The 22,852-nt window shown below is 69.3% G+C and carries 20 protein-coding genes; 13 read left to right on the top strand and 7 right to left on the bottom strand.

Going from position 1 to position 22,852, the window contains the following annotated elements; genetic code table 11:
* Positions 1-3: 3 nt before the first annotated feature.
* The 6 genes from ACLJRL_RS09035 (at position 4) to ACLJRL_RS09010 (ending at position 4,768) form a co-directional block, all read left to right on the top strand.
* Positions 4-408 carry a TOBE domain-containing protein gene (locus tag ACLJRL_RS09035; RefSeq protein ID WP_410655621.1) on the top strand — a complete coding sequence of 135 codons (405 nt, stop codon included), beginning with the start codon at positions 4-6 and terminating at the stop codon, positions 406-408.
* Positions 405-1,181, top strand: a complete 777-nt coding sequence (gene modA, locus ACLJRL_RS09030; RefSeq protein WP_410655620.1) for a molybdate ABC transporter substrate-binding protein — start codon at positions 405-407, stop codon at positions 1,179-1,181. Before ACLJRL_RS09035 ends, modA begins: the two co-directional genes overlap by 4 nt.
* 76 nt (positions 1,182-1,257) lie before the next feature.
* Positions 1,258-2,034: an ABC transporter permease gene (locus tag ACLJRL_RS09025; protein WP_410655619.1), complete on the top strand. Its 777-nt coding sequence runs from the start codon at positions 1,258-1,260 to the stop codon at positions 2,032-2,034.
* Entirely contained in the window at positions 2,031-3,098 is a 1,068-nt protein-coding gene (locus ACLJRL_RS09020; protein WP_410655618.1) for a sulfate/molybdate ABC transporter ATP-binding protein, read from the top strand. Before ACLJRL_RS09025 ends, ACLJRL_RS09020 begins: the two co-directional genes overlap by 4 nt.
* 9 nt (positions 3,099-3,107) lie before the next feature.
* On the top strand, positions 3,108-3,902 hold the full coding sequence (locus tag ACLJRL_RS09015) for an HAD-IIA family hydrolase (protein ID WP_410655617.1): 795 nt from the start codon (positions 3,108-3,110) through the stop codon (positions 3,900-3,902).
* Between the two features lie 38 nt (positions 3,903-3,940).
* Complete coding sequence (locus ACLJRL_RS09010) at positions 3,941-4,768, top strand: metallophosphoesterase family protein (protein WP_410655616.1); 828 nt, start codon at positions 3,941-3,943, stop codon at positions 4,766-4,768.
* A gap of 92 nt (positions 4,769-4,860) precedes the next feature.
* On the opposite strand, the gene ACLJRL_RS09005 is transcribed toward ACLJRL_RS09010, so the two are convergent.
* Both ACLJRL_RS09005 and ACLJRL_RS09000 read right to left on the bottom strand, forming a co-directional pair.
* Positions 4,861-5,541: a response regulator gene (locus ACLJRL_RS09005; RefSeq protein WP_410655615.1), complete on the bottom strand. Its 681-nt coding sequence runs from the start codon at positions 5,539-5,541 to the stop codon at positions 4,861-4,863.
* A complete protein-coding gene (locus tag ACLJRL_RS09000) occupies positions 5,538-6,713 on the bottom strand; it encodes a sensor histidine kinase (RefSeq protein WP_410655614.1) in 1,176 nt (391 codons plus the stop codon). The genes ACLJRL_RS09005 and ACLJRL_RS09000 overlap by 4 nt, the downstream gene beginning before the upstream one ends.
* A 169-nt stretch (positions 6,714-6,882) precedes the next feature.
* On the opposite strand from ACLJRL_RS09000, the gene ACLJRL_RS08995 reads away from it, so the two are divergent.
* The 3 genes from ACLJRL_RS08995 to ACLJRL_RS08985 are packed head-to-tail and all read left to right on the top strand — an operon-like array spanning position 6,883 to position 10,117.
* Entirely contained in the window at positions 6,883-7,815 is a 933-nt protein-coding gene (locus ACLJRL_RS08995) for an ATP-binding cassette domain-containing protein (protein ID WP_410655613.1), read from the top strand.
* A complete protein-coding gene (locus ACLJRL_RS08990; protein WP_410655612.1) occupies positions 7,812-9,356 on the top strand; it encodes a hypothetical protein in 1,545 nt (514 codons plus the stop codon). Before ACLJRL_RS08995 ends, ACLJRL_RS08990 begins: the two co-directional genes overlap by 4 nt.
* Positions 9,353-10,117, top strand: coding sequence for an ABC transporter permease subunit (locus ACLJRL_RS08985; protein ID WP_410655611.1), 765 nt, complete (start codon positions 9,353-9,355; stop codon positions 10,115-10,117). The genes ACLJRL_RS08990 and ACLJRL_RS08985 overlap by 4 nt, the downstream gene beginning before the upstream one ends.
* A gap of 391 nt (positions 10,118-10,508) precedes the next feature.
* On the opposite strand, the gene ACLJRL_RS08980 is transcribed toward ACLJRL_RS08985, so the two are convergent.
* The 3 genes from ACLJRL_RS08980 to ACLJRL_RS08970 all read right to left on the bottom strand — a co-directional run bounded on the left by ACLJRL_RS08980 (position 10,509) and on the right by ACLJRL_RS08970 (position 14,230).
* Positions 10,509-10,883, bottom strand: a complete 375-nt coding sequence (locus tag ACLJRL_RS08980; RefSeq protein WP_410655610.1) for a YccF domain-containing protein — start codon at positions 10,881-10,883, stop codon at positions 10,509-10,511.
* On the bottom strand, positions 10,883-11,644 hold the full coding sequence (locus ACLJRL_RS08975) for a PhzF family phenazine biosynthesis protein (protein WP_410655609.1): 762 nt from the start codon (positions 11,642-11,644) through the stop codon (positions 10,883-10,885). Before ACLJRL_RS08975 ends, ACLJRL_RS08980 begins: the two co-directional genes overlap by 1 nt.
* A gap of 66 nt (positions 11,645-11,710) precedes the next feature.
* Positions 11,711-14,230, bottom strand: a complete 2,520-nt coding sequence (locus tag ACLJRL_RS08970; RefSeq protein ID WP_410655608.1) for an ATP-binding protein — start codon at positions 14,228-14,230, stop codon at positions 11,711-11,713.
* A gap of 156 nt (positions 14,231-14,386) precedes the next feature.
* Between ACLJRL_RS08970 and ACLJRL_RS08965 the strand changes: the two genes are divergently transcribed.
* From ACLJRL_RS08965 to ACLJRL_RS08950, 4 genes are all read left to right on the top strand, one after another.
* Positions 14,387-14,956, top strand: a complete 570-nt coding sequence (locus ACLJRL_RS08965; protein ID WP_410655607.1) for a hypothetical protein — start codon at positions 14,387-14,389, stop codon at positions 14,954-14,956.
* Positions 14,953-18,141, top strand: a complete 3,189-nt coding sequence (locus tag ACLJRL_RS08960) for a trypsin-like peptidase domain-containing protein (protein WP_410655606.1) — start codon at positions 14,953-14,955, stop codon at positions 18,139-18,141. Before ACLJRL_RS08965 ends, ACLJRL_RS08960 begins: the two co-directional genes overlap by 4 nt.
* 93 nt (positions 18,142-18,234) lie before the next feature.
* Positions 18,235-19,893: an AMP-binding protein gene (locus ACLJRL_RS08955; RefSeq protein WP_410655605.1), complete on the top strand. Its 1,659-nt coding sequence runs from the start codon at positions 18,235-18,237 to the stop codon at positions 19,891-19,893.
* A 124-nt stretch (positions 19,894-20,017) separates the two neighbouring features.
* Complete coding sequence (locus ACLJRL_RS08950) at positions 20,018-21,166, top strand: hypothetical protein (RefSeq protein ID WP_410655604.1); 1,149 nt, start codon at positions 20,018-20,020, stop codon at positions 21,164-21,166.
* Between the two features lie 64 nt (positions 21,167-21,230).
* On the opposite strand, the gene ACLJRL_RS08945 is transcribed toward ACLJRL_RS08950, so the two are convergent.
* Together ACLJRL_RS08945 and ACLJRL_RS08940 are read right to left on the bottom strand one after the other, a co-directional pair.
* Positions 21,231-22,202, bottom strand: coding sequence for a R2-like ligand-binding oxidase (locus tag ACLJRL_RS08945; protein ID WP_410655603.1), 972 nt, complete (start codon positions 22,200-22,202; stop codon positions 21,231-21,233).
* 15 nt (positions 22,203-22,217) lie between these two features.
* Positions 22,218-22,844: a TetR family transcriptional regulator gene (locus ACLJRL_RS08940; protein ID WP_410655602.1), complete on the bottom strand. Its 627-nt coding sequence runs from the start codon at positions 22,842-22,844 to the stop codon at positions 22,218-22,220.
* Positions 22,845-22,852: the final 8 nt, after the last annotated feature.

Raw genomic sequence — 22,852 nt, 5'->3', positions numbered from 1 at the left:
GTCATGCCGCAATTCCGGTTATCCGAGGCCGCTCGTCTGCTCGGCGTCAGCGACGACACCGTCCGCCGCTGGGTGCGCGCCGGCCAGTTGACCGCGTTCGACGACTCGGCCGGGCGCAAGGTCGTCGACGGCGCCGAACTCGCCGCGTTCGCCAAGGCGCAGGCCGAACAGCCCGAGGACCCGTCCGGCGTCGGACGCTCCGCCCGGAACCGGTTCGTCGGCCTCGTCACCGAGGTCATCACGGACAAGGTGATGGCCCAGGTCGAACTGCAATGCGGCTCGCATCGCGTGGTCTCCCTGATGAGCAGCGAAGCCGTCCGCGAACTCGGGCTGCGGCCCGGGGTGCTCGCGGTCGCCGTCGTCAAGGCCACCACCGTCGTGATCGAAACCCCGGAAGGAAGCCGATGAGGAGACTCGTCTCTGCCTTGCGTGTTCCAGCCCTGCTCGCGCTGGCACTGGCCGCGACGGCCTGCGGTTCGGAGACGGCGGCCACGCCGCAGGCCGGGGCCAAGACGCTGACGGTCTTCGCGGCGGCGTCGCTGACCGAGTCGTTCGGCACGCTGGGCAAGCAGTTCGAGGCGCGGAACTCCGGGGTCACCGTGAAGTTCAGCTTCGAGGGCTCCTCGGCGCTGGTCCAGAAGCTGACCCAGGGCGCCGAGGCCGACGTCTTCGCCTCGGCCGACCAGGCCAATATGGACAAGGCCACCCAGGGTGAGGTGATCGACGGGCAGCCGTCGGTGTTCGCCACCAACCGGCTCGCCATCGCCGTCGGCAAGGGGAACCCGAAGGGCATCAAAGGCCTCGCCGACCTCGCGAAGGACGGGCTGACCGTGATCGTCTGCGCGCCGCAGGTGCCGTGCGGGGCGGCGGCGAAGAAGGTGCAGCAGAGTTCCGGGGTCACGCTCAAGCCCGCGAGCGAGGAACAGGACGTCAAGTCGGTGCTCGCGAAGGTGCGGTCGGGCGACGCCGACGCCGGCCTGGTCTACGTCACCGACGCGACGTCGGCCGCCGCGAAGGTGGACAAGGTGGACTTCCCCGAGTCGGCGGGCGCGATCAACAGCTACCCGATCGCGGTGGTCAAGGACGCGCCCCAGGCGGCGCTCGCGAAGCAGTTCACCGACTTCGTGCTCAGCGCCACCGGGAAGCAAGAACTGGTGAAGGTCGGATTTGGCACGCCGTAAAGCCGCAAGTAGTCCTCTGGTCGCGGTAGATGCGCGTGCAACTACCGCAACCAGAGGACGAATCGCGGGATCCGGGGTGCCGTGGGTGCTCTGGCCGCCGGCGATCTGCGCGCTGGCGCTGGTGGTGCTGCCGGTCGTCGGCCTGCTGGTGCGCTCGGACCTGAGCCGGTTCCCGAGCCTCATCGCCTCGCCGTCGTCACTGAACGCGTTGAGGCTCTCACTGGTCACGGCCGGACTGTCCACTGTGGTCTGTGTGCTGTTCGGCGTCCCGCTCGCCGTGGTGCTCGCGCGTTCGGGGGTGCGCGGCATCCGCGTGCTGCGCGCGGTGGTGCTGCTACCGCTCGTCCTGCCGCCGGTGGTCGGCGGTCTGGCTCTGCTGTACCTGCTGGGACGCAAGGGTTTCCTCGGCATGCTGGTGAACACCCTCACCGGCGAGCAGGTGCCGTTCACCACGGCCGCGGTGGTCATCGCGCAGACGTTCGTCGCGATGCCGTTCCTCGTGGTCAGCCTCGAAGGTGCGCTGCGCGGCGCCGGTGACCGCTACGAACGGGTCGCTTCGACGCTCGGAGCGAAGCCCTGGACGGTGTTCCGCCGGGTCACGCTGCCGTTGCTGCTGCCCGCGCTCGGTTCGGGGATCGTGCTGAGTTTCGCGCGGGCGCTGGGCGAATTCGGCGCCACGATCACCTTCGCGGGCAGCCTGGAGGGCGTCACCCGGACGCTTCCGCTGGAGGTCTACAACCAGGCCGAGGTCGACGTCGACAGCGCCGTCGCCCTGGCCCTGCTGCTGATCCTGGTCGCCGTCGCGGTGATCGCGCTCGCCCGGCCCCGGGCGCTCGAAGGGGTCCGCTCATGACCCTGACCGCCGAGATCGCCCTGCGGCGCGGCGAATTCACCTTGGACGTCGAGTTCGAAGTGCCCGACGGCGGCGTGCTCGCCCTGCTCGGACCGAACGGCTCGGGAAAGTCGAGTGTGCTCGGTTCCCTCGCCGGGCTGCTCCGCCCGGACCGGGCGCGGATCACCCTCGGCGAGCACGCCCTGTCCGGCCTGCCGCCGCACTCCCGCGGCATCGGCCTGCTCTCCCAGGACGCCCTGCTCTTCCCGCATCTGTCCGCTTTGGACAACGTCGCCTTCGCGCCGCGCTCGACCGGCGCCGGACGCGCCGAGGCGAAACGGCGCGCCCGCGACTGGCTGACCGAAGTGGACGCGCTGGAGCTGGCCGGACGACGGCCCGCGCAGCTCTCCGGCGGTCAGGCGCAGCGGGTCGCCATCGCGCGGGCGCTGGCCGCCGAACCCGGGTTGCTGCTGCTCGACGAGCCGTTCGCCGCCCTCGACGTCGACGCGGCTCCCGCCATCCGAGGGCTGCTTCGCCGGGTGCTGCGGTCCGGGCCGCCGACGGTGCTGGTCACCCACGACCCGCTCGACGCGCTCGCGCTGGCCGACCACGTCGCCGTGCTCGACGCGGGCCGGATCGTCGAACGCGGCGAGACGCGGAAGGTACTGGCCGCGCCGCGCACGGCGTTCACCGCGCGGATCGCCGGGCTCAACCTGGTGCCCGGCGTCGCCACCCAGAGCGGTTTGCGCACGTCAGGCGGGCTGCCGCTGGCCGGGATCCCAGCGGAAGACGTCGTCGCAGGCGAAGCGGCCGTCGCCGTCTTCGCCCCCAGCGCCGTCGCGCTGTACCTGAAGGACGGTGAGCATCGGGGCAGCCCGCGCAACACCGTCGAGGGAGTGGTCGACGCGCTCGAACCACACGGTCCGGTGATCCGGGTCCGCACCCGCGGTGACGGCTGGGCGGCCGGTCTGTCCGCCGACCTGACCCCCGCCGCGGTCGCCGAACTGGCGCTCGAACCCGGCACACCGGTCAACCTTTCGGTCAAGGCGGCGTCCGTGGCTGTTCACGCCGTCGCGGATCATTAGGGTGGGGGCATGAACGAGCGCCGTTGGACCTATCTCAGCGACATGGATGGCGTGCTGGTGAAGGAGGAGCACCTCGTACCCGGCGCGGACGAGTTCCTCAAGGAGCTGCGCGCGAACGACATCGGGTTCCTGGTGCTGACCAACAACTCGATCTATACCCCGCGCGACCTGCGCGCGAGGCTCGAACGGACCGGCCTGGACATCCCCGAAGAGGCCATCTGGACCTCCGCGCTGGCGACCGCGAAGTTCCTCGCCTCACAGCGGCCGAACGGCTCGGCGTTCGTGATCGGCGAGGCCGGGCTCACCACGGCGCTGCACGAGGTCGGCTACGTGCTGACCGAGCGCGACCCGGACTACGTCGTCCTCGGCGAGACGCGCACCTACAGCTTCAGCGCGATCACCCGCGCGATCCGGCTGATCGAGGGCGGCGCGAAGTTCATCGCCACCAACCCCGACGTCACCGGCCCGAGCGTCGAGGGCTCCATGCCGGCCACCGGTTCGGTCGCCGCGCTGATCGAGAAGGCGACCGGGCGGTCGCCGTACTACGTCGGCAAGCCGAACCCGCTGATGATGCGCTCGGCCCTGCGGCGGCTCGGCGCGCATTCCGAGTCGACGCTGATGATCGGCGACCGGATGGACACCGACGTCCACTCCGGAATCGAGGCCGGGCTGCAGACGATCCTGGTGCTCACGGGCATCTCCAGCAGGGAAAGCGCCGAGCACTACCCGTACCGGCCGACCATGATCATCGACTCCATCGCCGATCTGGTCGGGCGGACCGGCGACCCGTTCGGTGAAGGCTGAGCGAGGCGACGGCGGGCGGAGGGCTTATCGTGCTCAAGATGCACGACGATCAGCCCCCGTCCGATGCGCCGAATCCGACCTATGTGGTCGGTGACGTGCACGGACATCGGGACGAGCTGGCCGAAGCGCTCCGCGAGAAGGGGCTGCTCGACGCCGACGACGACTGGGCCGGTGGTGAAGCCACCCTGTGGTTCCTGGGTGACTTCGTCGACCGAGGACCCGACGGCGTCGGCGTCATCGACCTGGTGATGCGGCTGGAACGGCAGGCCGCGGCGGCGGGCGGCCACTGCGGGACGCTGCTGGGCAACCACGAGATCCTGCTGCTCGGGATGTACCACTTCGGTGACACGGAGGTGCCGTCGGACTTCGGGCCGCGCAGCTTCGCCCGCAGCTGGGAGATCAACGGCGGCCTGCTGGCCGACCAGGACAGGCTCACCCCGCAACATATCGAATGGCTGACCTCGCGTCCGATGCTGACGCTGGCCGCCAATCACCTGCTGATGCACTCCGACACGCTCGAGTACCTCGACTGGGGTACCGACATCGACGAGATCAACACGCGTGGCCGCGAGATCCTCCAGGGCAGCGACATCGAGTCGTGGTGGGACGTGTGGCGGCGGATGACCACGCGGTACGCCTTCCGCGGCCCGGAGGGCACCGACGTCGCACAGCAGATGATGGACCGGCTCGGCGGCGAGCGGATCGTGCACGGGCACAGCGTCATCGCCGACCAGCTCGGGATCCACCCGGCGCAGATCGAGGGCCCGTACCTCTACGCGGGCGGGAAGGCGCTGGGCATCGACGGCGGCCTGTTCGTCGGCGGTCCGTGCCTGATCATCCCGCTGCCCTGGGAACCCGAGGACTAGAAGCAACCCCGATCTCGCGTGATCAGAGACGTGATTCGCGTGATCGGGGGCGTGACTCATGAGTTCCGGCTTCAAGCACGCGAGTCACGTGCTCACCGAGAAGCCTTGGGCACGACGAGGCCGGATTCGTACGCGGTCACGACGGCCTGGGTCCGGTCGCGCAGGCCCAGTTTGTTCAGCACCCGGCTCACGTGGGTCTTCACCGTCTCCTCGGTGACGCTCAGCCTGCCCGCGATTTCCGGATTGGACAGTCCTTCCGCGATCAGCCGCAGGACCTCGGTCTCGCGCGGCGTCAGCGCGCTCAGTTCGGGCGGGACGCCCTGGCTCGGCCGGAGCCGGGCGAACTCGCTGATCAGACGGCGGGTGACGGTCGGCGCGAGCAGCGCCTCGCCCGCCGCGACCACGCGCACGGCGTCGAAGAGCCGTTCGGCGGTGACGTCCTTGAGCAGGAACCCGCTGGCCCCGGCGCGCAGCGCGTCGTAGACGTACTCGTCGAGGTCGAAGGTGGTCAGGATGAGCACCCGCGGTCCGTCCACTTCGGACTCGGCCACCAGCAGCCGGGTGGCCTCGATCCCGTCCATACCGGGCATACGGACGTCCATCAGCACCACGTCCGGACGCAGTTCCCCGGTGACCCGGACCGCCTCGGTCCCGTCGCGGGCGGTGCCGACGACGGTGAAGTCCGGCTGGCTGTCCAGCAACGCGGCGAATCCGGTGCGGACCACCTGATGGTCGTCGGCCACAACGACGCTGACGACGCGTACGGCGGTCATCCGGTCTCCTCGAGTCGGGCGGGCAAGACGGCTTCGACGACGAAACCGCCGCCCGGGGCGTTGCCGAAATGGAGTTCGCCGTCGACGGCCGCGGCGCGTTCCCGCATCCCGGCCAGTCCGTGGCCGCCGGGTGCGATCGCGGCTCGCGGTCCGGCGCCGTTGTCGCGGATGCGCAGCCGCACCACCTCGGCGTCGTAGCGCAGTTCGACGTCGACGGCGGCCCCCGGCGCGTGCCGGCGGGCGTTGGTGAGCGCCTCCTGGACGATCCGGTACGCGGCCAGTTCGATGCCCGGATCCAGCGTGCGAGGGCTGCCGGAGACGATCAGCCGGGTCCCCGCGCCGGACGCTTCCCTTGCCTCGTCGAGGAGTTCGTTGAGTTCCTGCAGCCCCGGCTGCGGCCGTCGCTCGGCCGGCCCGGCCCGCGCGTCCTCGCGGAGCACTCCCAGCAGCCGCCGCATCTCGGTCAGCCCGGCGCGGGCGGTGTCGCCGATCTCCGACAGCCGCTGCGCGCCCGCGTCGGGCATCCCTGGCGTGGTCAGCCGGGCCGTTTCCGCCTGGACGGAGATCATCGAGATGTGGTGTGCGACGACGTCGTGCAGTTCACGGGCGATCCGTGCGCGCTCCCCGCGAGCGGTGTGTTCGAGCAGGGTGGCGGCGACGGCCTGCCGGGCGGAGCGGTGCACCAGCGCCTCGCCGCGGGCCCGGAGCGCGATCGCGATCCACGCCGCCGCCGGGGCGAGCGACGCCAGGACCAGCGCGAGGAACGCGGCTTCGGAGTCGGCGGGAGCCGGCCCGGCCAGTGCGATCACCGGGAACGGAAGGGCCGCCAGCGACGGCAGGAGACGCGCCCCGGTGCGGCCGAGAAGGTACAGCGAGGCCAGCTGGGCGGCCATGCCCGCGACGGTCAGCGTGCCGAAGACCGTGAGCGAGAGGACGCTCGCCGCGGTGAGCGTCGCCGTCGCGGCGGCCGGGCTGGCGAACCCCAGTGGCAGCGTGGTGGCGAGCGCGAGCAGGCAGAGCACCAGCCCGTACTGCGCTTCGGCGCCCGTCAGCATCGCCCGAGTGAGGGCCTCGGCGACCCCGGCCGTGGCCAGTGCGCCCGCCGCGAGCGGCCAGGCGTGCGGCAGCGCGGCGATCCGCTGCCGGAGGACCGCCCATCCCGTGTTCGTCATCCCCGTCATTGTCTCCGCACGTCCGTCCCGGTGGCGTCCCTCCACCCAGCGACACCGCCGTCACTCCCACGAGGGATCCGCGCCGACCGCCTTCACTCCTGCCAGCGGCGAAGAAGACGGCTCTTCGGCGTGACGACCGGGCAGCCCCGGTTTCTTTAGCCTTTCCGGCGTGGAAGCAACCATCGAAGTCGCCGGCCTGCGAAAGCGATACGGCGCGACGCGGGCACTGGACGGCATGAGCTTCACCGTCACGCCGGGGAACGTTACCGGCTTCGTCGGCCCCAACGGGGCGGGCAAGTCCACCACCATGCGGGTCATCCTGGGGTTGAACACGCCCGACGAGGGCCGGGCGCTGATCGGCGGCAAGCCGTACCGGAGCCTGCGGAACCCGTTGAGCCACGTCGGTTCCCTGCTCGACGCGGCCGCGCTGCAGCCGAGCCGCACCGCGCGCAACCACCTGCTGTGGCTGGCCCATTCCCAAGGGCTGCCCGCCCGGCGGGTGGACGACGTGCTGGAGCAGGCCGGGCTCGCGAGCGCCGCGAAACGCCGCGCCGGCGGGTTCTCCCTCGGCATGCGGCAACGGCTCGGGATCGCCGCCGCCATGCTCGGCGACCCGGGCGTGCTGATGCTCGACGAGCCGTTCAACGGCCTGGATCCCGAGGGAATCCTGTGGATCCGGGGCTTCCTGCGCTCGCTCGCCGCGCAGGGTCGCGCGGTGCTCGTCTCCAGCCACCTGATGAGTGAACTGGAAGGTGCCGCGGACCATCTCGTGGTGGTCGGCCGCGGCCGGGTCATCGGCGATACGAGTGTCGCCGAACTCATCGCCGCCGCTTCCGGCGACCGGGTCACGCTGCGCACGTCCGAGCGGACCCGGGCGATGACGGTGCTGGCACGCGCGGGTGCGACGGTCGCGGCCACGGGGCCGGACACGCTCACCGTGTCCGGGCTGCCCGCGGAGCGCGTCGTGGTGCTGCTCGGTGGCGGCGGCGTCCCCTTCTCGGAGGTCTCGGCGCATCGCGCGTCGCTGGAGGAGGCCTACATGGAGCTCACGCGCGACGCCGTCGAATTCCGGTCCACCGAGGCCGAGGAGACCGCTCGATGAACGCGACGACCCTGCCGGTGAAGGACGGCTTTTCCCAGCTGCTGCACGCGGAATGGACGAAGTTCCGGACGGTCCGGGGCTGGGTGATCGGCATGCTGGTCGCCATCCTGCTCACCGTGCTGGTCGGCTTGCTCGGGCCCGCCGGAAGCGAGATCTCCTGCTCCCGGCCGGACGGGAGCACCTGTGACCACTCCCTGCCGATCGGTCCGGGCGGTGAAGCCGTCCACGACAGCTTCACCTTCGTGCACCGGCCGATGGGCGGCGACGGGAGCATCACCGCCAGGGTGACCTCGCTGACCGGCCGGTTCCTGGCTCCCGGCGGCGAAACCCAGGCCGATGGTCTCCAGCCGTGGTCCAAGGCCGGGATCATGGTGAAGGCGGGGACGGCCGAGGGCGCGTCCTACGTCGCCGTCATGGTCACCGGTTCCCGCGGTGTGCGGATGCAGCACGACTTCACCGGCGACATCGCCGGTCCCTCGGGCGAGGTGTCGGTCACGTCGCCGAAGTGGTTGCGGCTGACCAAAACCGGCGACAGCCTCACCGGCTACGCATCGGCCGACGGCGTGGCCTGGACCGAGATCGGCACCGTGACCGCGGCCGGACTGCGCACCGGAGCCGAGACCGGGCTGTTCGCCGCGTCGCCCGGGTACGAGGTCGTCACCGAGTCCTTCGCCAGTGTGAGCGGGACGTTCGGCCCCACCCAGGCCACCGCGCTCTTCGACAACGTCGGTGTTCAGGGCGGACAGCCGCAGGCAGGCTGGGCGTCCGACCTCGTCGGCGGAGACAGCGACCGGCCGAGTGGCCCGCCCGGTTTCACCGAGGACGGCGGCCGGTTCACCGTCGACGGCACCGGCGACATCGCGCCCGCCGTGGAAAGCCGGGGGTCGGCCGCCAGGACCATCGAAGACGGCCTTGCCGGCGTGTTCGCCGGGCTGATCCCGGTGATCGTCGTGGCCACCTTGTTCAGCACCTCCGAATACCGGCGTGGCCTCATCCAGACCACGTTCGCCGCGAGCCCGCGGCGTGGCCGGGTGCTCGCGGCCAAGGCCGTCGTGCTCGGCGGGGTCAGCTTCGCGGCCGGGCTCATCGCCGCCGTTCTCACCGTGCCGCTCGTCCAAAGCCTGGAGGAGGCCAAAGGCCTGTTCCTCTACCCGGTTTCGGCCTGGACCGAGTTCCGGGTGATCGTCGGGACCGCCGCCCTGTTCGCGGTCGTGTCCGTGCTCGCCCTCGCCGTCGGCACCCTGCTGCGGCGGAGCGCGGGCGCCGTCACCGCCGTCGTGGTGGCGATCGTCCTGCCGTACGTCCTCGCGATCGCGTCCGTGCTGCCTTCGGGTGCCGCACTGTGGCTGACCCGGCTCACCCCGGCCGCGGGCTTCGCCGTTCAGCAGAGCCTGCCCGAGTACCCCCAGGTCGCCGCGGCTTTCACGCCGGTGAACGGGTACTTCCCGCTGTCGCCCCTAGGCGGCTTCACGGTCTTGTGCTGCTACGCGGCTCTCGCCTTCGGGTTCGCAGTCGTCCTCGTTCGCCGGAGGGACGTATGAGGACGGCCCTGCACGCCGAGTGGACGAAACTGCGTACGACGCCAGGGCCCGCGTGGTCGCTGCTCGCCTGCGTCGTCCTGACGGCCGCGCTCAGCGCGCTGGCCGCCTCGACGGTCGCCTGTCAGTCCCCGGGCTGCGTCCAGGACATCGGCAAGGTCAGTTTCACCGGGATCCAGCTCGGGCAGGCGGTCGTCGTCGTGCTGGCCGTGCTGGTGATCGGAGGCGAGTACGGCACGGGGATGATCCAGACGACGCTGACGGCGATCCCGCGCCGGATCACCGCGCTGACCGCCAAGGTCGTCGTCCTGACTGCGGTGGTGCTGGTGGCCGGTGTCGTCGCGGTGCTCGGCTGCCTGGCGGCGGGCGCGCTGATCCTGCCGGGAAACGGGTTCACCCCGCTTTCGCTGTCCGACGGCCCGGCGTTGCGCGCGGCCGGAGGTTCGGTGCTCTACCTCGCGCTGGTCGGGCTGCTCGGCCTCGGCGTCGCGACCGTCGTCCGTGAATCGGCGACGGCCATCGGGCTGGTACTCGGGCTGCTGTACCTGTTCCCGATCATCACGTCGCTGGTCTCGGATCCCGACTGGCACCGGCGGCTCGAGAAGATCTCGCCGATGTCTTCGGGACTGCTCATCCAGGAGACGCTCGACCTCGGAAACCGGGTGCTGACCCCGTGGGAGGGCCTCGGCGTCCTCGGCCTGTGGGCGGCGGGCGCGCTCCTGGCGGGCAGTGCGGTGCTGAGGCTGCGGGACGTCTCGGCCTAGGGACTCGTGAGTGATTTGGGTCGTTCTGGTGGACGGGGTATGGCGCTTGCCGGGCCGGGTGTCGCGAGCCGGCCACGACCGCGCGCACCCTCGTGAAGGACGCTTTCCCAGCATGCGATGCAGGGAAAGCGTCCTTCACCTCTGCAATGGCTCAGGGGGTGGATACACAAATGAGCATCCGTTCTAACGACCCGAATCACTCAGGAGAACCCGACTCATGCGATCCCGCAGCCTCCCCGAACGTGACTGGACGGACGACACGCGTGACTGGACGGACGACACGCCCGCGGCCGGACTCCGCCCCGTGTCGTCCGTCTGGACACGCTCGCCGTCCGTCTGGACACGCGTGTCGTCCATCCAGTCACGCGAAACCGCCGCCCGCGCGCCGGCCTCAGGGGAGTTCGACGATCTCCTTGCCCAGCGGCATCAGCGACACCGGGATCATCTTGAAGTTCGCCACGCCCAACGGGATCCCGATGATCGTGATGCACAGCGCGGCCCCGGTCAGCACGTGCCCGATCGCGAGCCAGAGCCCGGCGAAGATGAACCAGATGACGTTGCCGATCGTCGACCCCGCCCCGGCGTCGTGCCGTTCGACCACCGTGCGGCCGAACGGCCACAGCGCGTAGGCCGCGATCCGGAACGACGCCAGCCCGAACGGAATGGTGACGATCAGGATGCAGCAGATGATGCCGGCGACGATGTAGCCGAGAGCCATCCACAGACCGCACAGGACCAGCCAGATGACATTCAGGATCAGGCGCATCAGACGTGCAACTCCCCACTGGCCACGGTGACCGCCTGCCCGGAGAGCAGGACGCGGTCACCTTCGAGATTCATCCGCACGATCCCACCGCGCGCCGAAGCCTGCTCGCCGACGAGGTCGTCCCGGCCGAGCCGTGCCGCCCAATACGGGGCGAGGGCGCAGTGCGCGGAACCGGTGACCGGGTCTTCGTCGATACCGACGCCGGGGGCGAAGAACCGGGTGACGAAGTCGACCCCGTCGACGTCGCCCGGTGCGGTGACCATCAGCCGTCCGGTCCAGTGCGCCCGCAGCGCGGCCAGGTCCGGGGTGCGGACGCGGACGTCGGAAGCCTTGTCCGCCACCGCGAACAGGTTCTGCTTGCTGCGGCCGACGTACTCGAACCGGATGCCCGGCAGGATCGACGAGAGGTCGTCGTCGGACTCCTTCGGCGGGTCCGACGGGAAGTCCATCGTCACCCAGCCGTCCTCGGCGCGGCAGCGCAGTTCACCACTGCGGGTGGTGAACGTCTGCTCGCCGCCCAGGACGTGCGTGGTCGCCAGCGTCGCGTGCCCGCACAGGTCGACCTCGGTCTCCGGGGTGAACCAGCGAAGCGACTTCGGGCCTTCGCCTCTGACCTCCACGAAGGCCGTCTCGGCGTGCTTCAACTCGGCCGCGACGGACTGCATCCAGGCCGCGTCGCCGGGCGAGTCCAGGAGCACCACCCCGGCGGAGTTGCCGGCGAAGGCTTCAGAGGTGAAGGCGTCGACGATGTAGAGGCGCATGTCCTCGACGATAACGGGCGCGGACGAACCCGGCCTCCGGGTTTCCCCCGAGGTGTCGCGGGTACCTCAGAAACCCGATTTCAGCAACGCGGAGACGACGTCGGCCACCGGACTGTCGATGGCGTTGTAGAGATCGAGGGACTTCCGCCAGCTGCGGCGAGCATCGGCATGCTCGCCGAGCTGCACGTGCGCGACACCGAGAAGGTACAGCGCATGCGCGAGTGAGGGCTTGTCCTCGGCTTTGGCGTACAGGGTGACCGCGATTTCAAGATGGTCGACAGCGGATCTGTGGTCGCCCGTCTTGTGCAGGATCTCGCCGAGCAGCGTGACCCCTTCGGCTTCGGTGTGGTCGTGGCCTCGGTCGTGCGCCAGGCCGACAGCGCGCCTGACCGCCTGGAGAGCTTCGGAAAACCGTTCCAGGGCAAGAAGACTACGAGCGAGCTCGATGAGAGCCCGCGCCTCGCCGACCTCATGACCGGACTGCGCCCACAAGGCCGCGGCTTGAGTCGCTTCGCCAATGGCGGCGTCATGCTGACCGAACACGGCGTGGACGGCGGCGAGCTGGGTCCGGCTGTCCGCCTCACCGTCGCGGTGGCCGAGGTCGCACCGGATCGCCAAGGCCTGCTGTAGAACGGAAAGCTGCTCGTCGTGCCGGTGCAGCCTGCCGTAGGCGGCGCCCATGTTCTGCAGCAGCCTGCTTTCCTTGGCCTGCAGCCCGGTCCGGCGGGCGATCGCGAGTCCTTGGTGGCCGAACTCGATCGCTTCCGTGCATTGCCCGGTGAACCGGTGGACGATGCACAGTCCGGTCAGCGCGGTCACCTGGATGTCCGGGTCGCCGTGAAAAGAGTCGGCGGCCAGTGCCTGTTCGAACGCCTCGATCGCCCGTTGGTTGTCGCGTTGGTCGGAGTAGATGTAGCCGAGTTGGTTGTGCAGCCACGCTTTCAGCCGGACGTCGCCCCGGTCGTGGGCATCGGCGAGCGCGGCTTCGGCTATGTCCGCCCATTCCGACCAGTACCTTCGCAGATCGAGGAACGCGATCACGGAGCCGGCGAGTTGCCGGAACCTTTCGGAGAAGCCTTCGACGTGGGCGCGGTGCACGGTCGCCATGAGGTTCGGCCGCTCGGTCTCCAGCCAGTCGATCGCCGCGGCCCGGTCGGCGAACAACCCGGACGGCTCACCGTTTCCGATGACGAGGGTGTCCGCGTCCTGTGCGTGGTCCAGGTACCAGTCGAACAGGCGCGGGAAGGCTGCCGCACGTTCGGCCGGAGTGCATTGCTCGGCGGCATACGCCCGCAGGAGATCGTGCATGCGCCAGTGAGCAGGCGAGTGGGTGTTCGAGTGGCGATGTTCCTCGACGAGGTGGGCCGCGGCGAGTGCTGTCAACGCCGCGTTCGCCTCCTGCACGGTTACCGCGGCGAGAGCGGCCGCCGCGTCCGTGCTGATACCCGGGCCCGTATGGAGACCCAGCAAACGGAAAAGCCGGGCGTTCGCCTCGGACAGCGCGCGATAGGACCACGACAGGACGGCGCGGACGTTCACGAGGTCTCCGGCGTCGAAGAAGTCCAGCTGCTGCTCACCGAGCTGGCGCACCAGGTCCGTGAGCGTGGACTTCGACCTCGCCGCGTGGGCGCCGGCGACGCGCAGTGCCAGCGGGAGGTAACAGCACATGCGGGCCATCCGGGCCAGCGCCGCGGGTTCCTCATCGGCCCGGGTGTCCGAAATGATCGTTCGCAGGAGGTCGCTCGCCTCGTCCGGGGCGAGCAGGTCCAAGGCGAGCCGGCGGGCGCCGGTTCGCGCGATCAGGCCGGGCATTTCGTTGCGGCTGGTCACGATGACCAGGCAGCCCGGTGTTCCCGGCAGCAACGGCTCCACCTGGTCCGCCGTCGCCGCGTTGTCCAGGAGTATGAGCACGCGTTTACCGGCGAGCGCGGTCCGGTACTGGCGGACGCGTCCGTCCAGCCGCGGCCGGATGTCCTGGTCGCGAACGCCGAGATCGCGCAGGAACTCGCCGAGCACGTTGGCGGCGCTCAGGGGTTTCTCGACGGGGTCGAAGCCGCGCATGTCGACGTAGAGATCCCCGTCGGGAAACCGGTCGCGGACCTGGTGGGCCCAACGCACGGCGAGGGTCGTCTTGCCGACTCCGGCGGTGCCCGCGATCGCCGAGATCACGACGGCGGAGGAGCGCTCGCCGAGGGTGAGCGCGAGCGCTTCGAGGTCGTGTTCGCGTCCGGTGAACCCGGACACCGCGAGCGGTAACTGCCGGGGCACGACCTGGGGCAGGTAGTCCCGTTCCGCGACCGATCGCCAGGCCCGCGACCACGTCTCGATCGTGGCCGCCGGGACGTCGAGCGACTGGAGCGCCTGGTGGAAGGCCGCGAGAGTGAGTTTCCTGGTACCCCGGCGATAGGCCGACAGCGACTGGGGACTGACCTGCATCATCCTGGCGAGCCTGCTCTGGGTGAGCGTTCCGCGGATCCGGCCGGTCTCCGGGGCGGTGCTGAGCTGCCACCGATGGACGAACCAGTCGAGTGCCGCGATGAGATCGGGCTGTGTCCGTGCCGCGGCCGGATCAGGCTCAGTCCGCATCGACCTTCCTCGCGGGTCGCCGGGTGTCCACGTCTGTCCACAATTCTCCACAACCGCTGGCCGCGCGGGGCCGTTCTCGCTAAACAGAACCTTTGCCGCGCGGTTCATACCCATCTGGGCGAAAGGCGAACATCGTTGTCATCAGGACAGGTACCGGTGTGGGTGCCCCTCGTCGTCGGCGTGCTCGGCCTGGTCGGTGTCGTCACCGCCCAGTTGATCAGCACGCGGCGGGAGAACCGGAGCTGGCGCCGCGAAGCGGAACGCGAGGATCTCCGGTGGCAACGGGAGCGACAGCGGCTGTCCGACCAGCGCGTCCATGAAATGACCCTGCATTGGAGCCACCTCCGCAATTCCGGGTACGCCCAGCTGCTGCAAGCGACCGACGCCTACTTGGCGGCGCTGCGCGACCACGCGGACGCGGCGTCACGCGGCGAAGAACCGACCGCCCCGGAGCCGGCCGCGCATCGCGTCAAGATCAGCGAATGCCAGGCGTTGATCGACATCACCGGCTCACCCCGGATCAGAGCGGTGACCGGCGAACTGGTGCGCGCCACCGCCGGTGCCCGGATGAGCATCTCGCCGGGCGGCGAAGCACGGCGTACCGGCGCGGACACCGCACAACGCGCCAAAGACGCTTTTCTCGCCGAGGTCCGCAAGGAACTCGGCATCGACGTCCAGCACACCGACAGCAGGCAGGTTCCGTCCGCCGCGAAAGGCCAGAAGTGATCTCCCAGGCGCTCAACGCCCTGATCTCGAAGTGTCTCGTCCAGGTCCGTGCTCCCGGCCGGTTCGCCACCGGCTTCTTCGTCTCCCGGTCCACCGTCATCACCTGTGCGGCCGCCTTGCGGGACGTCCACGAGGTCACCGTTTCCTGGGGTGTCCTGGAACTGTCCGGAAAAGTGACCACTCGCGTCCACCAGGACGGCCTGGACATCGCGGTCGTCGAACTCGCCGTGCCGGTGGACCACCCGTCGGTCTGGCTGGCCGATCCGCCCAAGCGGCTGCGGGACGGCGCCGCGCTGACGGCATACGGCTTCACGGCGGACACCCCGGAAACCAGGCCCGACCTGTGCAGTCTCGTCCTCACCCCCTCCGCGGACAGCGACTGCGTGCTGCTGGCGGAGTCCGTGCCCTCGGGGATGAGCGGCAGTCCGGTGGTCGACCGGCACAGCCGTCAGGTGACCGGCATCGTGCTGACCGGGGACCGGATCGTCACCGCGGAAGTGCTGACCCGACAGGTGCCGAACCTCGTCGAGGCGAACCGGCGTGACTGCGTGGCTTGGCGGGACACCGTCGACCCCGGGCTCGGTCATCTCCTCGAACTGTCCACTAAGGACAATCCGCCGGTCGTCGAGTTCGAAAGCGAACGGACGCCGTTCTACTACCTGGAACCTCGCCGCCGGGTCGTCGGCTTCCTGCACCGGCCCGAGCGCGAACTGGAGAAACTCGAGGAGTGGTGCCGGCCGGGCAGCTCACAGTGTGTACGGCTGATCTACGGCCCCGGAGGAGCGGGGAAGACCCGGTTGGCGGTCGAGCTGATCGACAAGGTGCGCGGGAAACCGGGCTGGACGGCCCTCCGGCTGGCCAATCCCGCCGACGCCGACCTCGGCACGCTGGCGAAGTCGTTGGACGGGCGCAGGGTGCTGCTCTGCCTTGAGGACGCCGAGGAATGGGCCTACGACCTGCCGGACATGCTGGCTAAGGTGCGCGACCGCAGTGGCTTGCGGATCCTGCTGCTCGCCCGGACCGACGGCCGCTGGTGGACCCGGCTGTGCACCGCGGGCGGGGATCTCGTCAACGCCGAGCAGCTGCTGCTGGCGCCCCTGGGCAGGAAGATCGACCCGGCCACCATCGTGCGGCAGGCCTACCAGGACTTCCGGACCGAGCTCGCACCGTCGGCCCCCGAGCAGGCACCGCCCGCGCTCGTCGACGCGGCCTTGCGTCAGGTGCACGCGCTGGAGTTACTCGCGGGCGTGCTCGCCGTCGTCCTGCACTGCCGAGACCACGAAGGCGAGCCGCCCGACGGGCCGATCGACCTGCAGCACACCTTGAAGGGTGTACTCGGGCACGAGCGGCGGTGGTGGGAGTCGTGGATTCGCCACGCGGACCAGAACGACGTGCAGGCGGATGCCGAAATCCTGGAGAAGGGCGACTTCAGCAGTCGGTTGCTGCTGATGCCCGCCGTCTACGTCGCGACCGACTCCCGCCAGGCCGATGACGCGATACAGGCGGCCTTCGCCGGCCAAGGCTTCGGCGCCGGACTGTCCGCCAGGGCCGCGGCGGCCCTGGCGAAGGTCTACCCGCCCACACCCGGCGGAGACGTGCCGCGGCTCTGGGATCCGCTTCGTCCGGACAGGCTGGGCGAAACCTTGGTCCTCGAGGTGCTGAAGGACGATCAAGCGGATCTCGCCGACCTGTTGTGCCGGATCTTCGCGACCGGCGTGGACCAGGTCCAGGCGGAACGTGTCCTCACCGTGCTCGGCCGCGCCGAGAGCGCGACCGACGACGAGGACCTGCGCCATCGCGTCCGAGCCTGCGTGCGGGCGCTGCTGGAGAGGTATGCCGGGGTGTTCTTCCCCGCCGCGATCTCCGTCGCTCTGACGCTCACCGATCCCACGTCACTGATCGATGCCATCGAGGCCACTTCCGGGTCGGCCAACGACGAGGCGCTGCGCAACGCGGTACTCGACATCCCGGAGGACAACACCAAGCTGGCGTCGTTGGCGGCCAAGCTGTGGGAGCGCCGCTGCACCTTGCTGCTGGAGCAGTCCAAGAACCTCGCGACGACACAGCGGCTCACCCTCGCCCAGTTCACTCAATGGCAGGCATACGCCCACGACAAAGCCGAAGAAACCCAGCTCGCGCTGGAGGTCGCCGGCCGGGCGATCGACCACTACCGGCAGGTGGTGGCCGCGGGCAAGGCCGGCGAGCAGCCGACCATGCTGAAAATGCGCGAATTCGCCGCGGAAATGGCGAAAAAGGGTGGCCTGTACGAGGAGGCTCTGGCGCACAGCCGCTATGCCAGCGACGCGTATTTCGACATCGAGGACTACGGCGGCCTGCAGCAGACGATGAAGTTCCAGGGTGAGCTGCTGCGCGAGCTGGGCAGGGACGCGCAAGCCGAGGAGGCGTTCAAGGAGGCCAAGAAATACGGCCTCGCCTACAAGAAGGAGATCGACGAGCTCGTCGCGGCGCAGATCATCATTCCCGATGACACCCCGGACCAGCTCGATCCCGTGCTCGCGTACCAGGGACCCAAGGCGAGGTACGACGATCCGGACGTCCGGCTGGTGATACCTGTCGGCCATTTCGCCGGACCGATGTACACCGCGCCCGGTGCGGCGGCACCGGAGTCGTTCGAAATCCGATTCCGCGACGGTGTGTTCAGCCTCTCGGCCGGGGAGTACGCCGTCTGGGCGACGAGCCACGGTGATCCGAACCTGGTCAGCCGGATACCCACGACGAGAGCGGTCGCCGAGTATGCGTCAAAGCAAGCAGGGGTGCTCGAGCCGGCCATCGTGTCCGGCCAGCTGCTCGACGACGGTCTGCTCGTCGAGATCGGCCTGACCGCCGAGTCCACCAGGGAGTTCGCGCGTAACCACCGCGTGGTTCCGCTCGCGCTCGGCCTCGGCAACTCGGCGCGGAACCCGGCCGAGTTCGCGATCGGCCTGCCCAACGCGGCCAGGGTTTCCGTCGGCTACGACGTCTACCACCTGTGGTTGTTCAGCCACCGCGCACCGACCCTGTGGGACGCGATCACCGCGATCGCGCAGGAAGCCGCGGAGTCCAATGACGAAGAGCAGGACGAGAGGGCGAGGCTGGTCGACGATCCCGACGCCCTGCTCGCCGGTCTCGTCCGGGCACTGCAGGTGCTGATCTCGACGAGCTGCGTGTTCATCGACCGTGTTTGACCGGAACGCCTCGGGGTCTCCACTTGCGGGTGGCCGGGGGCATCGGCGCTTCTTAGACTCGACGCGTCCACGCCGCCGAACGCAGGAGTCTCCATGCCTGACGCCCCCGCAGTGCCTGGCTACGCATCGGGAATCTCGGACGTCCCGCTGCTGGGGGACACCATCGGCGACAACTTCGATCGCACCGTGGCCGCCTTCGGCGATCGCGACGCGCTCGTCGACCGCGCGGCCGGGAAACGCTGGACCTACACCGAACTGGCCGCCGAGGTCGACGCGCTCGCGCTGGGCCTGCTGAGCCTCGGCATCCAGAAGGGTGACCGGGTCGGCATCTGGTCGCCGAACCGGGCGGAGTGGACGTTCACCCAGTACGCGACCGCGAAGATCGGCGCGATCCTGGTGAACATCAACCCGGCGTACCGCTCGCACGAACTCGAGTACGTGCTGAACCAGGCCGGGATCAAGCTCGTCGTGGCCGCGGAGTCGTTCAAGACCTCGGACTACGCCGGCATGATCGCCGAAGCCGGGCCGAAATGCCCGGCGCTGGAACACGTCGTGCTGCTCGAAGGCGAGGCGTGGACGTCGTTGCTGGAGAGCGGCCGCGGCGCCGATCGCGCGTTGCTGGCGCGGCGCGCACGCGAGCTTTCCGCGGACGACCCGATCAACATCCAGTACACCTCCGGCACCACCGGGTTCCCCAAGGGCGCCACCCTCAGCCACCACAACATCCTGAACAACGGCTACTTCGTCGGCGAACTCTGCAACTACACCGAGGCCGACAAGGTGTGCATCCCGGTGCCCTTCTACCACTGCTTCGGCATGGTGATGGGAAATCTCGCGGCGACCACCCACGGGTCGTGCATGGTGATCCCGGCGCCGGCGTTCGAGCCGAAGGCGACCCTCGAAGCCGTCGCGGCCGAGAAATGCACGTCCCTGTACGGGGTTCCGACGATGTTCATCGCCGAACTCGCCGACCCGGACTTCGGCACTTTCGACCTTTCCTCGCTGCGGACCGGGATCATGGCCGGCTCGCCCTGCCCGGTCGAGGTGATGAAGCAGGTCATCGACCGGATGGGCATGACGGAGGTGTCGATCTGCTACGGCATGACCGAGACGTCGCCGGTGTCCACCCAGACCCGCGCGGACGATTCGGTGGAGCGGCGGGTTTCCACCGTCGGGCGGGTCGGGCCGCACCTCGAGGTCAAGGTCGTCGACCCGGAAACCGGGCTGACCATGCCGCGCGGTGAGCCCGGCGAATTCTGCACGCGTGGGTACTCGGTGATGCTCGGTTACTGGGAGCAGCCGGACAAGACGGCCGAGGCGATCGACGCGGCGCGGTGGATGCACACCGGAGACCTCGCGATCATGGACGCCGAGGGCTACGTCAACATCACCGGCCGCATCAAGGACATGGTCATCCGCGGCGGGGAGAACCTGTATCCGCGCGAGATCGAGGAATTCCTCTATACCCACCCGGACATCCTCGACGCCCAGGTCATCGGCGTCCCGGACGACAAGTACGGCGAGGAACTGATGGCGTGGGTGCGGATGCGCGAGGGCGCCACGCCGCTGACCGCCGACGCGGTGCGGGAGTTCTGCGCCGGGAAACTCGCGCGCTACAAGATCCCGCGCTACGTCCACGTGGTCGAGGAGTTCCCGATGACGGTGACCGGCAAGGTGCGCAAGGTCGAGATGCGTGCGCGGTCGATCAGCATTCTCGGGCTGGAAGACGCCGCTTCGGCCGAGCACGCTTGAGCACGGGCCGAGGTTGACGTTTCAAGGCAACCTGTCACATCTCCCGTGCGTGTTCCCTTCGCGGCAGGAGGTTTTCCAGCTCTCGTGGAGGCGGGGGCGGTCGAACGTGCCGCGAAGGGGAGCTATGTCGATCAAACGGAGTACGAGACTTCTTGCACTGGCCGGCTCGTTCGCGGCGCTGCCGCTGATGCTGCCCGGTGTGGCGGCCGCGGATCCCGCGACCGCCCCGGTCGACCTCGGCACGTTGCCGGGCGATCAGTTCAGCACCGTCAACGCGATCAACGACTCCGGCGTCATGGTCGGTTCTTCGACCCCGCTCGAGCCGCAGATCAAGCACCACGCGACGAAGTGGGACGCGCGAGGCGTCATCTCCGCGTTGCCTGGCCTCGGGGGAGAGCAAAGCGAGGCGAAGGGCGTCAACGGCCACGGCGTCGCGGTCGGTTGGGCGCACAAGGACGCGACCTGGAACCAGAAGGCGGTCAAGTGGGCGTCCGACGGCGCCGTCACGGAGCTGCCTTCCTTGCCGGGCGGGGACTACGCGAACGCGAACGCGATCACCGACACCGGCGTGATCGTCGGCGCCGGGAGCGGTTCGGACGGAAAGACGCATGCCCTGCGCTGGAACCCGGACGGCACTGTCGTCGAACTCAGTGGCCTTCCGGGCGGTGGTTACGGAAGCGCGCAGTGGGTCACGCGGGACGGCCGGACCGTCGGCGGGACGGCGACCGACTCCGCCGGGCGCAACCACGTCGTCCGCTGGAATTCCACCGGTGCGATCACCGATCTTTCGCCGGGTGCCGAGCAGAGCACCGGTTACGACATGAACGACAACGGCGTGATCGTCGGAAGTGTCGATTCCAAGGGAAATTCGAAGCCCGTGCGCTGGGAGCGGGACGGGCGGACGACGTCGCTCGAGTGGCCGGAGAACAACCCGGGCTGGGCGAGAGCGGTCAACAACGCCGGTGTGGTCGCCGGCGGCGGCTATCTGGTCTTCGGCACGACAAGCCCGACGCGGTGGAACCGGGCGGGTGCCCGGACGACGCTGTCGACCGAGCGTGGAATGGGCAACGACGTCGACCGTGCCGGGACCGTTGTCGGCCAGGAGTACGAGTTCGCGGCCAAGTGGGACGCCAAGGGCGTCCGCACGAGCCTCGGCGCGTTGCCGGGCGGCACCTACAGCACCGCCACCCACATAGCGGCCAACGGGACCATCGCCGGCATGTCCTACAACGAACTCGGCCGCAGTCACGCCGTGTACTGGCCCGCCCGGTAGGAGAAAGTTCCGTGAAGGACTCCTTGAGGGACTCAGAGTCCCTCAAGGAGTCCTTCACGGACCGCTAGGCGGCAGAAGCGGCGGCCGCCGCGGCGATCGCCTTCGCGTCTTCCTCACCGAAGGTCTCTTCGAGTTTCTCCGGCGAGTAGTCGAGGTCGATCTGCTCGACCGGCATTCCGCGCGCGGATTCGATCGCGCCCAGGCGGCGCTGAGCCCGGTCGGCCGCGTACTGGATGATCTCCTCCGGATCGTTGTCGAAGGGGATCTCCTCGAACTGGTCCTGTACCCACTGGATCATGTTGAGCGCGTGGGGAAGCAGCTCGCCCATCCGCTGCTGCACGGCGTCCCACAGCGAGTCGTCCGCGGCGACGTGGCGACGGCAGGTGAAGGTGCCCCAGGCCATGTGACGGCGCTCGTCGTCGCCGATGCGGCGCACCAGTTCCTGCATCCCGGGCAGGATGTCGTGCTGCGTGCAGATCAGCTGCCAGGAGTAGTACCCGGTCAGCGCGAGACTGCCTTCGATGACGTGGTTGTAGGTGACACTCGCCCGGATCTGGTTGAGCGGACTGGGATCGTCCTCCAGCGCCCGCAGCGACTGCGGCAGTTCTTCGTAGAAAAGCTTGCGGTAGTGGGGATTTTCGGCGACGAAGGGGTGCAGGTCGTCGGTCAGTCCGACGGCGTCCATCCAGCGGCGGAACACTTCGGTGTGCTTGGCCTCTTCGAAGCAGAACTGCGTCAGGTACATCTCGTCGCCGAACCGGCCGGTCGCGGACATCGCCCGCATGAACGGCTGGATGTCTTCGGTGACCGCTTCTTCCCCCGCGATGAACTGCGCCACCAGGTACGTCGCCGACCGCTTCTGCTCCTCGTTGAGCGTCTCCCAGCCCTCGCGCTCTCGGGAGAAGTCGATGTCGGCGGGGTTCCAGAACTTCTTGTTGCCCTTGACGAACAGCCGCAACGGGAACGAGTCCCAGTTCAGCCCGCCCTTGCGCAGTGAGGAAAAACCGGTCCGCAGCTCAGAGAGCGTGTCGGTCATGAGGTCCCCTTCGTGTCACTCCATTGTGGACGATTCGGTGGTCAGCGCCCGGACGGCCGGCGCCAGCACGGCGACCACGGAGGCCGCCGCCTCGCCGGCCGTATGCGACGGCATGACGAGGTGGGACAGGGAAAGCCGCACCACGGTCTCGGCCAGCAGCGCGGCCGAGCGAGCCGAGAGCGCCGGTTCGAATTCGCGGTACTGCTCGGCCGCCAGTTCGGTGGCGGCGGTCAGGATCGGCTCGCCCTTGGTGGTGAGCAACGGAAGGAGGTCCTCGCCGGCATCGGTTCCCGGTGTCGTCGTACCGAGTGCGGCGGCGACCAGACGGTTTTCCCTGGCGTGTTCGATCGTGTAGACGACGGCCTGGCGGATCCCGTCGAGAAGATCGTCGGAGTGCTCGAAGCGCAGCCGGATGCCCTCCAGGAACTCCGACGTCGTCCGCAGCACCACGGCCTGGGCGAGCGCGGCCTTGTTGCCGAACTCGTTGTAGACGGTCTGCCTGCTCACCCCGGCCAGCGTGGCGACGTCCGCCATGCGCAGTGCCGCGTAGCCCCGCTCCGGGAGCAGTTCGGTGGCGGCGTCGAGCAGCGACTCTCGCAGGGATGCCTTGGTCCGGTCGGAGAAGCTCGTGATCTCGCCCACACTTCCAG

Origin of the sequence: Amycolatopsis sp. lyj-112, from assembly GCF_046549055.1 — a bacterium.
GTDB lineage: Bacteria > Actinomycetota > Actinomycetes > Mycobacteriales > Pseudonocardiaceae > Amycolatopsis.
This window is presented reverse-complemented; position numbering and strand designations above follow the sequence as displayed.

Bases quoted from the DNA above. Each gene is read 5' to 3' on its own strand.
- ACLJRL_RS09000 (WP_410655614.1), bottom strand. From the start codon at position 6,713: ATGACGAACACGGGATGGGCGGTCCTCCGGCAGCGGATCGCCGCGCTG.
- ACLJRL_RS09035 (WP_410655621.1), top strand. From the start codon at position 4: ATGCCGCAATTCCGGTTATCCGAGGCCGCTCGTCTGCTCGGCGTCAGC.
- ACLJRL_RS08990 (WP_410655612.1), top strand. From the start codon at position 7,812: ATGAACGCGACGACCCTGCCGGTGAAGGACGGCTTTTCCCAGCTGCTG.
- ACLJRL_RS09010 (WP_410655616.1), top strand. From the start codon at position 3,941: ATGCACGACGATCAGCCCCCGTCCGATGCGCCGAATCCGACCTATGTG.
- ACLJRL_RS08945 (WP_410655603.1), bottom strand. From the start codon at position 22,202: ATGACCGACACGCTCTCTGAGCTGCGGACCGGTTTTTCCTCACTGCGC.
- ACLJRL_RS08985 (WP_410655611.1), top strand. From the start codon at position 9,353: ATGAGGACGGCCCTGCACGCCGAGTGGACGAAACTGCGTACGACGCCA.
- ACLJRL_RS09015 (WP_410655617.1), top strand. From the start codon at position 3,108: ATGAACGAGCGCCGTTGGACCTATCTCAGCGACATGGATGGCGTGCTG.
- ACLJRL_RS08970 (WP_410655608.1), bottom strand. From the start codon at position 14,230: ATGCGGACTGAGCCTGATCCGGCCGCGGCACGGACACAGCCCGATCTC.
- ACLJRL_RS08975 (WP_410655609.1), bottom strand. From the start codon at position 11,644: ATGCGCCTCTACATCGTCGACGCCTTCACCTCTGAAGCCTTCGCCGGC.
- modA (WP_410655620.1), top strand. From the start codon at position 405: ATGAGGAGACTCGTCTCTGCCTTGCGTGTTCCAGCCCTGCTCGCGCTG.
- ACLJRL_RS09020 (WP_410655618.1), top strand. From the start codon at position 2,031: ATGACCCTGACCGCCGAGATCGCCCTGCGGCGCGGCGAATTCACCTTG.
- ACLJRL_RS09005 (WP_410655615.1), bottom strand. From the start codon at position 5,541: ATGACCGCCGTACGCGTCGTCAGCGTCGTTGTGGCCGACGACCATCAG.
- ACLJRL_RS08950 (WP_410655604.1), top strand. From the start codon at position 20,018: ATGTCGATCAAACGGAGTACGAGACTTCTTGCACTGGCCGGCTCGTTC.
- ACLJRL_RS08980 (WP_410655610.1), bottom strand. From the start codon at position 10,883: ATGCGCCTGATCCTGAATGTCATCTGGCTGGTCCTGTGCGGTCTGTGG.
- ACLJRL_RS08955 (WP_410655605.1), top strand. From the start codon at position 18,235: ATGCCTGACGCCCCCGCAGTGCCTGGCTACGCATCGGGAATCTCGGAC.